Origin of the sequence: Ruegeria sp. THAF57, from assembly GCF_903914075.1 — a bacterium.
Classification (GTDB): Bacteria; Pseudomonadota; Alphaproteobacteria; order Rhodobacterales; family Rhodobacteraceae; genus Ruegeria.
In genome coordinates this window covers 202,150-210,182 of the sequence record NZ_CAIWNQ010000009.1, presented here as the reverse complement: position 1 = coordinate 210,182, position 8,033 = coordinate 202,150, and the positions used below count along the sequence as shown (strand labels likewise).

Below are 8,033 nucleotides of genomic sequence, written 5' to 3'. Positions count from 1 at the left end.
ACCAACTGATCCGCATCGAGGAATCACTGGGCGAAGTCGCCGAATACGCGGGGGCTTCGATCCTGAAGCGGTGAAATCCAGTCGGGGTGCGACCTTGATCCAAACTCTGTGAGAGGGGTCGCACACGCAGGACGAAAATGACGAATACCCTGAATCCACACCCTTGCGCGCATTGACTGAGAAGCTCAGCGCCAAGTGAGTATATTAAGATAAGATTACGGTTGCTTAATATTGCGGTTGGAGCCTTGCAGGGAAACCGCTCACGGACCACCTAATCAGGTATCCCATTGGACAAAATCAGAGGCGATCAGGATGAAAAAGGTGGTGTTGACCAGCATTGTTGGCGGATCGTTGTTCTTGGCGGCATGTGGGGTCCCAACAACGCCAACTCAGGCCCAACTACAGCATGATGCGCGCTGCGCTGCGGGTGTTCTGGGCGGTGCCGCACTTGGTGGAGTGGTTGGCAACCGGTTCGGTGGTGGAACAGGCAAGGCTTTGTCTACCGCAGCCGGCGCGGGTCTGGGGATGTATGCAGGTCAAGCGGCCTGCCACTGACCACATTTAGTCGGATGCGCCGTCTTGGTTGAATTTCCTATTTGGGTTGAATCTGTGGGAACACTTGCTGGAAGGATTGCCCCGAACACATGGTTCGGGGCTCGGATGCAAAGGTGTTTTCCGGGTTCGAAAGCCGGTTTATCCGGCTGCAACGTTCTGCCGTTGAATGCCCAGCCCTTCGATCCCCAGTTCCATCTTGTCACCGGGTTTCAGATAAGTCGCAGGGTTCTGACCCATGCCAACACCCGGCGGTGTTCCAGTTGAAATGACATCCCCCGGCTGCAGGGACATGAACTGCGACAGGTGCGAAATAACGGTCGCGACGCCGAAATGCATCGTCTTGGTCGACCCGTCCTGATACCGATGCCCGTTGACCTCTAGGTACATCGGCAGGTTCTGCGGGTCTGGTACTTCGTCGCGTGTGACTAGCCAAGGGCCGATCGGGCCGAAAGTGTCTGCGGACTTCCCTTTGACCCACTGACCTGAATGATGCAACTGAAAGTCCCTTTCGGACAGATCATTGATCACGCAATATCCGGCCACGTAATCCAGAGCTTCGGCCTCTGAGACATATTTTGCCACTTTCCCGATGACGACGCCCAATTCCACTTCCCAATCGGTCTTGACTGAATTGCGTGGGATTTCCACGGTGTCGTAGGGTCCGATGATGGCCGATGTCGCCTTGAAAAAGATTACGGGTTCATCCGGCAATGCCATTCCGCTTTCAGCGGCGTGGTCGGCATAATTCAAGCCAATGCAGATAAACTTGCCCACGTGTCCGACGCAGGACCCTATACGTGTGTCTGCCGCAACAAGCGGCAAGTTGGCGACGTCCACAGCCCGCAAGCGGCTCAGGCTTTCGTCGCTCAGAACCGGGCCTGAGATATCGTCAACGATGCCTGATAGGTCGCGGATATTGCCGTCCTCGTCCAGAATGCCGGGTTTTTCTGCCCCCACAGTTCCGTGCCTCAGCAGTTTCATTTCATGGTCCCTTTCCGTTCAGATGGTCCAACCGCCGTCGACTGCGAATGGTTGTCCCGAGGTATATCTACTGGCGTCACTTGCGAGATACAGTGCAAGTTCGGCTATTTCTTCCGGTGTGCCGATCCGGCCCATCGGTTGCCGCGTGATAAAGTCAGTCATTGCTTGGTCGTAGTCACCCGTTGCGCGCAAACGGTCGTGCAGGCTTGGGCTGTCGACCGTCCCCGGACAAATCGCGTTACACCGGATTCCTTGGGTTACGAAATCGGCAGCGACGGACTTGGTCAGGCCGATCACGGCCGCTTTTGATGCGCAATAGGCAAACCTGTTCGGTACGCCCTTCATGGATGATGCGACGGACGACATATTGATGATCGACCCGCCACCTTCTTTGAGCATTCCGGGCAGGGTTAGCTGGATCAGTCTGAACATTGCTTTGACGTTGAGGTCAAAACTGAAGTCCCAGTCCTTTTCGCTGCATTCCAGAATTGATCCGCTGGCAACAAAGCCTGCGCAATTAAACAGAACGTCCAGATTTGGCAGGTTGGCCGCAGCTGTTGCCACGGCTTCATTGTCCGTTACGTCCAGCTTAAGCGGCTCGATACCGGGAATGCTGCCCAATTCGGCCAGTGAAGCCTCATTGATGTCGCTGGCGATTACACGGGCCCCTTCGGCCGCAAATAATTCGGCAGTTGCACGGCCAATGCCCTGACCCGCGGCGGTGATCAGGGCGGTTTTACCAGCAAGACGAAGGGAGGGTTGTCCTGATGTCATGCGGTTCCTTATAGTTGCTCGGGTAGAAGGGACGTCGGGATGTCCTGATAGCAGACGGGCCGCAAAAAGCGCCGGATGGACAATGTGCCAACCGAAGTTGCGCCAAAATTGGTTGAGGCCGGGTAGGGACCGCCGTGAACCATGCTATCGCAAACTTCTACACCCGTGGGAAAGCTGTTGGCCAGAAGGCGTCCCGCTTTGCGTTCCAGCAAAGGCAACAGGGCACGGGCGTCCGCCATGTCGTCTTCGTCGAGGTGCAGTGTGCAGGTCAGTTGCCCTTCGATAGAGCGTGCGATCTGCTGCATTTGCGCGGTGTCCTTTACGCGCACGATAATTCCCAGTGGACCAAAGACTTCTTCCTGCAACTTGTGGTCGGACAGCCAATCCTCGCCCGAAACGGCGAACAGGTAAGGGGCCGCATCGCGGGTTTCGCACGCAGTCCCGATGATTTTGGAAACCCCGGTCCCTGCCGCGACGCGGGACACACCGTCCCGGTAGGCGGCGGCGATCCCGTCGGTCAGCATGGTTTGCTCGGCCACAGCGGACAGGCCGGTTTCGACAGCGGCCTGAAACGCATCAGCATCAGGGCCATCAACGATGACGGCAATGCCGGGATTGGTGCAGAACTGGCCGGCCCCCATGGTCAGAGACCCTGACCATGCGGTGCCAATCTCTGCCCCTCTGGCGGAGGCGGCTTGCGGCAGCACGAACATTGGATTGACCGATCCCAATTCTCCGAAGAACGGGATGGGCTCGTCACGCTGCGCACATAGATCAAACAGGGCGCGCCCTCCGGCCAGACTTCCGGTAAAGCCAACCGCACGGATCAATGGATGTTGTACCAAGCGAGTGCCCACATCGCGTTTGCCGCCCTGAACCAAAGAGAACACGCCGGGATGAACGCCGGTCGCCTTGATCGCGGCGTCGATGGCCTGCGCGACGATCTCGCCGGTGCCGGGATGGGCCGAGTGTCCTTTGACGACGACGGGGCATCCTGCGGCCAACGCCGCGGCCGTGTCGCCCCCGGCAACCGAAAAGGCCAACGGAAAGTTCGACGCTCCAAATACCGCCACCGGACCCAACGGGCGCTGGATCATCCGCAGGTCCGGTCGGGGTAGGGGGGCACGGTCGGGCATCGCGGGGTCATGGCGATGGTCCAGATAATCTCCGGCCTCGATGTGATCGGCAAACAGGCGCAATTGCCCAACGGTGCGGCCACGTTCGCCCTGCAGCCGTGCTTCGGGCAGACCGGTTTCCTGTGTGCCGATTTCGGTGATGGCATCTCCGCGCGCGTCAATCTCATCTGCGATCTTGCGCAAAAGCGTGGCGCGCTCGGTGCGAGAGGACCAGCCAAAGGTGGCAAATGCGGTTTCTGCCGCTTCGACTGCGGTATCGACAAGTGCTGCCGTGCCCACAGAAAAATCATGGCTTGGCCCATGCGCGGGTTCAGAGGCAAAAGTCGTGTCTGCACTGACCCATTCGCCAGCGATCAGGTGTTTTCCGGTCAACATCATGAATTCTCTCTTACAACAGGCCGCGATGGGCCAGGTTTCGCATCAGGTGTGATGCCCCAAAGGTCCATTCGGGGCAGTCTGTCGACAGGCGCACGGTGTTCGTCAGCGCGCCCAGTTGGTCATTGGCAATGGTGACGACATCGCCAAGTTTGTGCGTGAATCCACCGCCAGGCGTGTCCCTGTCTTGGGTCGGAGCGAAGAGCGTACCGAGAAACAGCATCAGCCCATCGGGATATTGGTGGTGGCGTCCAATCGTCTGCTTCACAAGATCGGCGGGGTCGCGACTGATCTGTGACATCGAGGAGCTGCCATTCAGGACAAACCCGTCCGGTCCGGTGACAGTCAACGTCAGTTCAGCCTGACGAACGTCATCCAAGGTGAATCCGTTATCGAACAACCGGATCATTGGACCGATCGCGCAAGATGCATTGTTGTCTTTGGCTTTGCTTAGCAACAGGGCCGAGCGACCTTCAACGTCACGCAGGTTGACGTCGTTACCCAAGGTCGCCCCTCTGATTTCACCGCGCGAGGTCACCGCCAGAACGACCTCTGGCTCGGGGTTGTTCCAGGTTGAAATCGGGTGGAGGCCAACATCCGCGCCATGCCCAACCGAGGACAGAACCTGCGCCTTGGAAAACACTTCGGCATCGGGGCCGATCCCAACTTCAAGATACTGGCTCCAGAGACCTTCGGCGATTAGTGCTTGCTTGACTTGTTCCGCGGCATCTGACCCAGGCACGATGTTGGACAGGCTGTCTCCGATCCGGTCTCCGATGCGCGACCTGATCGCCTCGGCCTTGGCCGGATCACCGGCGGCCTGTTCCTCAATCACGCGCTCGACCATCGACCCGGCAAATGTGACCCCGCACGCCTTTACCGCCTGCAAGTCGCATGGGGCGAGCCATTGGTGGCCTGCGTCCAGCGGGCCGACATCTTCGCCTTGGACAGTGCGCACATAATCGGCTGCATCGTCGCGTTCCAGAATATCCCGGACAGTTGGGGAGGCTTTCGACGTGATGTCGATCACATTCCCATCCCGCAGAGTGACGACACAGGGGCCAATCCCGGCACGCTCGATCCGCCCGAGCCAAAGCCCGTCTAAATCCAAATTCGGTACAGTCATGTCATTCCCTGAGGTTATAGGCGCGGGCGGCATTTCCGCCCAATATTGCTTCGCGCTCTGAATCGCTGAGTTGGTTCAGCAGTACATCGGTTGTTTCAAGCCAGCGCTCATAGCTACTGGCCAAGGTGCATACCGGCCAGTCACTGCCCCAGATCAGACGCGAGGGCCCGAAAGTGTTCAGCAGGTGATCCACGTAGGGGCGCAGGTCTTCGACAGACCAGTCTGCGGCGGCTTCGGTCAAAAGGCCGGACAGTTTGCACCAAGCGGCGGTCTCTTTGGCCAGCGCTGCCATGTTGTCAGCCCAATCGCTTATGATTGCATCCTTGATCAACGGTTTCGATCCATGATCGATAACCACACGCATGTTGGGCTGACGTTCAAGAAGCGTCCTGAGCGGCCCAAGATGCTGGGGCAATGTCAGGGCGTCGAATGTCAGATCATGGTGTTGCACCGCCTCAAAAGCTGGGGCCAGCTTGTCACCAAGCATCCAAAGGGGATCGGCGATATCCTGTATCATAGGGCGGAGGCCGACCAGAGCGGGGTGGGCCGCCAGTTCAGCGATCCGCGCGGGTGCATCGGCTGCTTCAAAGTCGACCCAACCAACAACGCCTTTGATGAATGCATTCTGATCGGCCAGCGATAGCATGTATTCGGTCTCGGCCACGGTCGGCGCGGCCTGGACAAGGACAGTACCTTCGATCTTGGCGGCCTTAAGCAAGGGCAAAAGATCGTCCGGTGCGAAGTCCCGGTAGATCGGGCCCAGTTCAGGGGTCAGCCAGCCATAGTCGCCCCGCGCCAAAGCCCAGAAATGCTGATGCGCGTCGATCCTCATCCGATCACACCCTTTTTCAGGATGATGTTGCCATAGAGCCTGCGCTCGCCTGTCTGCACGACGGCAAAAGCTTTGGCGGCACGGTCGTAGAATGCAAACCGTTCCAAGCCCTGCACTTTGGCCGGGTTGTCGGCGGTCGTGTCGATGATGCGCTGAAAGTCCGCGACTGCGTCAGGAACTGCTTGCGGATCACCGACAACCTGCATGGTCAACGCCGGGTCAGGAACGAAGGTGTCCAACGGCATTACGGATAACACTGCTTGCAACATTTCACTGGCTGAAGATCCATCCGCCCGAATGCAGTCAGGACCGCTGCTCGAGCCCGGGAAATTCGCATCAGCGATAACGATCTCGTCCCCATGGCCCATGGCCCTGAGAGTATACAGCAATTCTGGCGACAGGATGGGGTCGATGTTACGCAGCATTTGCGGCCTCGCTTGGTAGCGGAGCGTCCGGCCGGATCAGACCCTCGGACCTGAGATCAGACCACAGACCCGGAGGAATCTCGCGCTCCATCAAGGCAACGTTGGACTGTACTTCGGACGCGCTGACGGCGCCGGGCACGACGGTTTTGACGCATGGATGGCCAAGTACGAATTGCAGGGCCGCAGCAATCAGCGGCGTGTTGTGCGCTGTGCAGACGGCTTCGATCTTGCGAACCCGATCCAGAATGTCCTCGGGTGCGTCCGCGTAGTTGTACTTGGCACCGGGTATTGCCCCTGTTGCCAGAATGCCTGAATTGTACGGTCCCCCGAGGATGATGCCGACATCGCGCTGCGCGCAAAGCGGCAGGAAACTGTCAAGGGCTTCCTGTTCCAGCAAGGTATAGCGGCCTGCCAAAAGGAACCCGTCGAAATCCCCCAATCCAAGCAGCTTTTCGCAAACCTGCCATTCGTTTACACCCGCGCCAATTGCTGCGATCTCACCGGCATCGCGCAGTTCTACAAGGGCTTTGTATCCGCCGCCATCGAACAGTTCGCGTACCTTTGCGTCCGACATTTCCTGGCTGCCCTGACTGAACACACAGACATCATGAACCAACAGGATATCTGCGTTTGCGACGCCGATCCGTTCGCGGCTGGCTTCATACGACCGCATTACCCCATCGTAGGTATAGTCGAACACAATCCGCTTCTGCGGCACATCGACAAAGGCTTCGGGCGTTACCTCATGTGGTTCGCAATCCAACAGCAGGCGGCCAATTTTGGTCGAAAGCTGAATATTCTCACGCCCAAATCGGCCAATTGCCTCTCCAAACCGGTGTTCTGACCGGCCTAGCCCGTATTGTGGTGCGGTATCAAAAAACCGGATGCCTGCGTCATAGGCTGCCTGCAAAGCCGCCTGTGCGTCTTCGTCCGAAACCTTGCGGTACAAATTACCCAACGGTGCGCCGCCAAAGCCCATTCGGGTCAGGGGCACGGGCCGTGTGGTGCGATTGTTCAGAAGTTCTGTCTGAGAAACGGTCATCCTGCCTCGCGATTGAGTTGTGTTGAAAGGTTGAACAAGTGTGGTTTTTGCTGTTGCAACTGCTCGATACGCGGCATCAGTTGCCCAAGATGGGCCCGCATGGCGTCTTGCGCTGCTTGCTCGTCGCGATTGCTGATCGCATCGAAAATTGCTCGGTGTTCTGCCATCGTTTCCGCGATCCGGCCCGGCGAGGGCAGCAACAGCATTCGGGCGCGACTGACCTGTAGGGACACTGTCTGCGCGACGTCCGCAAGACGGCGGAAGCCGGTGAATTCCATCAACAGGCCGTGGAACTCTTCGTCTGCCTGATAGAACCCGGGGATATCTTCATCCTCGATCAACAGCTCTTGCAGACGCATGTTGCGGCTGATGAGTTTACGTTGTTCTTCGGTTAGGTCGCGTGCAACCTTGGCCACGGTTGCAAGCTCAAGCGCTTCACGCAGGAAGACGCCTTCGCGGATTTCGTCCATCGAAAGATACGATATGCGGGTTCCCGATTGCGGCACCACATCCACCAGCCCTTCCGAGGCCAGCCGCGCAATCGCATCGGCAACCGGCGCACGTGAAACACCCAGCCTTTCGCACACAGGTGCCTTTCTGAGGTTTGCTCCGGGCGGGAAATCCAGCGTCAGAATCGCCTGCTTCAATGAATGGTGAACCCGCTGCGTCAGCGATCCTTCGGTTGTCGTGATCTCGGGCAGCAGCGCGGCATCTATGTCTTGAAGTTTATTCATGCTTGGTAAATTAACATTCTAACATGTTAGTTGACAAGTACAGATTTTGAGCT

9 protein-coding genes are annotated in these 8,033 nt (G+C 58.0%); 1 reads left to right on the top strand and 8 read right to left on the bottom strand.

From position 1 onward, the window contains the following. Nucleotides 1-312: 312 nt before the first annotated feature. Nucleotides 313-555 carry a glycine zipper 2TM domain-containing protein gene (locus RUESEDTHA_RS18695; RefSeq protein WP_180888178.1) on the top strand — a complete coding sequence of 81 codons (243 nt, stop codon included), beginning with the start codon at nucleotides 313-315 and terminating at the stop codon, nucleotides 553-555. Nucleotides 556-693: 138 nt separating this feature from the next. Here RUESEDTHA_RS18695 and RUESEDTHA_RS18690 read toward each other — a convergent pair whose 3' ends face one another. The 8 genes from RUESEDTHA_RS18690 to RUESEDTHA_RS18655 are packed head-to-tail and all read right to left on the bottom strand — an operon-like array spanning nucleotide 694 to nucleotide 7,980. Continuing rightward, nucleotides 694-1,536, bottom strand: coding sequence for a fumarylacetoacetate hydrolase family protein (locus RUESEDTHA_RS18690; protein ID WP_180888177.1), 843 nt, complete (start codon nucleotides 1,534-1,536; stop codon nucleotides 694-696). Between the two features lie 18 nt (nucleotides 1,537-1,554). Further along, complete coding sequence (locus tag RUESEDTHA_RS18685) at nucleotides 1,555-2,310, bottom strand: SDR family oxidoreductase (RefSeq protein WP_180888176.1); 756 nt, start codon at nucleotides 2,308-2,310, stop codon at nucleotides 1,555-1,557. An 8-nt stretch (nucleotides 2,311-2,318) separates the two neighbouring features. Next, nucleotides 2,319-3,821 carry an aldehyde dehydrogenase (NADP(+)) gene (locus RUESEDTHA_RS18680; RefSeq protein WP_180888192.1) on the bottom strand — a complete coding sequence of 501 codons (1,503 nt, stop codon included), beginning with the start codon at nucleotides 3,819-3,821 and terminating at the stop codon, nucleotides 2,319-2,321. Between the two features lie 13 nt (nucleotides 3,822-3,834). Continuing rightward, the gene (locus tag RUESEDTHA_RS18675; protein ID WP_180888175.1) at nucleotides 3,835-4,947 is read right to left on the bottom strand and encodes a fumarylacetoacetate hydrolase family protein; all 1,113 of its coding nucleotides are present in this window, start codon (nucleotides 4,945-4,947) and stop codon (nucleotides 3,835-3,837) included. A 1-nt stretch (nucleotide 4,948) separates the two neighbouring features. Further along, nucleotides 4,949-5,779 carry an amidohydrolase gene (locus RUESEDTHA_RS18670; RefSeq protein ID WP_180888174.1) on the bottom strand — a complete coding sequence of 277 codons (831 nt, stop codon included), beginning with the start codon at nucleotides 5,777-5,779 and terminating at the stop codon, nucleotides 4,949-4,951. Next, on the bottom strand, nucleotides 5,776-6,204 hold the full coding sequence (locus RUESEDTHA_RS18665; protein ID WP_180888173.1) for an RbsD/FucU family protein: 429 nt from the start codon (nucleotides 6,202-6,204) through the stop codon (nucleotides 5,776-5,778). The genes RUESEDTHA_RS18670 and RUESEDTHA_RS18665 overlap by 4 nt, the downstream gene beginning before the upstream one ends. After that, a complete protein-coding gene (locus tag RUESEDTHA_RS18660; protein ID WP_180888172.1) occupies nucleotides 6,194-7,246 on the bottom strand; it encodes an aldo/keto reductase in 1,053 nt (350 codons plus the stop codon). The genes RUESEDTHA_RS18665 and RUESEDTHA_RS18660 overlap by 11 nt, the downstream gene beginning before the upstream one ends. Further along, nucleotides 7,243-7,980, bottom strand: a complete 738-nt coding sequence (locus tag RUESEDTHA_RS18655; protein ID WP_255431821.1) for a GntR family transcriptional regulator — start codon at nucleotides 7,978-7,980, stop codon at nucleotides 7,243-7,245. Before RUESEDTHA_RS18655 ends, RUESEDTHA_RS18660 begins: the two co-directional genes overlap by 4 nt. Nucleotides 7,981-8,033: the final 53 nt, after the last annotated feature.

Excerpts from the sequence above, each read along its gene's own strand:
- RUESEDTHA_RS18695 (WP_180888178.1), top strand. The coding sequence starts at position 313 with ATGAAAAAGGTGGTGTTGACCAGCATTGTTGGCGGATCGTTGTTCTTG.
- RUESEDTHA_RS18690 (WP_180888177.1), bottom strand. The coding sequence starts at position 1,536 with ATGAAACTGCTGAGGCACGGAACTGTGGGGGCAGAAAAACCCGGCATT.
- RUESEDTHA_RS18685 (WP_180888176.1), bottom strand. The coding sequence starts at position 2,310 with ATGACATCAGGACAACCCTCCCTTCGTCTTGCTGGTAAAACCGCCCTG.
- RUESEDTHA_RS18680 (WP_180888192.1), bottom strand. The coding sequence starts at position 3,821 with ATGTTGACCGGAAAACACCTGATCGCTGGCGAATGGGTCAGTGCAGAC.
- RUESEDTHA_RS18675 (WP_180888175.1), bottom strand. The coding sequence starts at position 4,947 with ATGACTGTACCGAATTTGGATTTAGACGGGCTTTGGCTCGGGCGGATC.
- RUESEDTHA_RS18670 (WP_180888174.1), bottom strand. The coding sequence starts at position 5,779 with ATGAGGATCGACGCGCATCAGCATTTCTGGGCTTTGGCGCGGGGCGAC.
- RUESEDTHA_RS18665 (WP_180888173.1), bottom strand. The coding sequence starts at position 6,204 with ATGCTGCGTAACATCGACCCCATCCTGTCGCCAGAATTGCTGTATACT.
- RUESEDTHA_RS18660 (WP_180888172.1), bottom strand. The coding sequence starts at position 7,246 with ATGACCGTTTCTCAGACAGAACTTCTGAACAATCGCACCACACGGCCC.
- RUESEDTHA_RS18655 (WP_255431821.1), bottom strand. The coding sequence starts at position 7,980 with ATGAATAAACTTCAAGACATAGATGCCGCGCTGCTGCCCGAGATCACG.